This is a genomic window from Chroococcidiopsis cubana SAG 39.79, assembly GCF_003991895.1.
Classification (GTDB): Bacteria; Cyanobacteriota; Cyanobacteriia; order Cyanobacteriales; family Chroococcidiopsidaceae; genus Chroococcidiopsis; species Chroococcidiopsis thermalis.
In genome coordinates this window covers 1-999 of record NZ_RSCK01000265.1, presented here as the reverse complement: position 1 = coordinate 999, position 999 = coordinate 1, and the positions used below count along the sequence as shown (strand labels likewise).

Here is a 999-nt window from a genome sequence, read left to right as displayed (position 1 = left end):
AACGAAATTGACCTGTCAAATCCCTTTACTGGTTCTCTAGACGGAAAGTTAGCAGCTGCCAGAGAGCGGGGATGGCGCGATACCGGAACTTGGTGGAACGATTTAGCTGTGATTCGTTGGTCGAAATGAGTAGTAATACTCAAGGATGACCGCCTGGTTCTAGAAGACGGGAGAAATCCCAACCGAACCTTGACAACTTGACAACCATGAGGGTGAATCTCTGCCTAATAACAGATAGATAAGTCCCTCCCCGCAGGTGCAGCGGTGACAGCATGACCCCCACACTCAGGAGTAGCAACCCTAAGTGACCATTGTAGCGGGGTAACATGGCGATAAACTGGAAGCCTAATCCGGTGAAGCGCCTAGCAAGAACCCATGAGTAAAGCTCCGGCTTGAAGATGCGTCTGAACCATCGTCATTCCAAACCAGCCAAAAGGCTGAAAGGCTGGAACCAAAAGGTAAAGAATAGAGAATCGGCACTTCTAGGTGTGACCGACAAGCACTTCCCATAAATCCGGTGGACAGCATCACTCTAAAGGTTTCTACCAATGGTTGTCAGGAACGAAGTAACCCTCTTGTTTGACCTGGGTCGGTCGATACCCAGTAGGTAGCTAGCCATAAGCGAACAAGGGGGAGGGATTGAGTCAGAAGCGAATGCCCTGTTGAAATGACAGGGATATGCTGACAGACTCACGATGATTTGGAGGATAGAGTCACAAGTAGCAATGAATAAAGCTAAAACGCGACAATTCGCTGATTTACTACTAAAGAGGTGTGAACTTCCCCAAAAGGGATTTATCCCCCTGAAGAAAAAACCAATTAGGAAAGTAAGTGACGAAAAATCGACGGTGGAATGGAGAAACGTTGACTGGCAAAAGTTAGAAAAACGAATCTTTAAGTTGCAAAAACGAATCTATCGAGCCTCTAGTCGTGGTGATGTCAAGGCAGTCCGCAGACTCCAAAAAACATTGATGAAGTCTTGGTCAGCCAAGATGCTAG

At 47.0% G+C, this 999-nt stretch carries 2 protein-coding genes; one reads left to right on the top strand and one right to left on the bottom strand.

Annotated features, from left to right (window positions below):
• Positions 1–345 precede the first annotated feature (345 nt).
• On the bottom strand, positions 346–549 hold the full coding sequence (locus tag DSM107010_RS37825) for a hypothetical protein (protein WP_146139850.1): 204 nt from the start codon (positions 547–549) through the stop codon (positions 346–348).
• A 176-nt stretch (positions 550–725) separates the two neighbouring features.
• Between DSM107010_RS37825 and DSM107010_RS37820 the strand changes: the two genes are divergently transcribed.
• On the top strand, positions 726–999 hold a 274-nt coding region (locus tag DSM107010_RS37820; protein WP_199756070.1), incomplete at its 3' end, for a reverse transcriptase N-terminal domain-containing protein.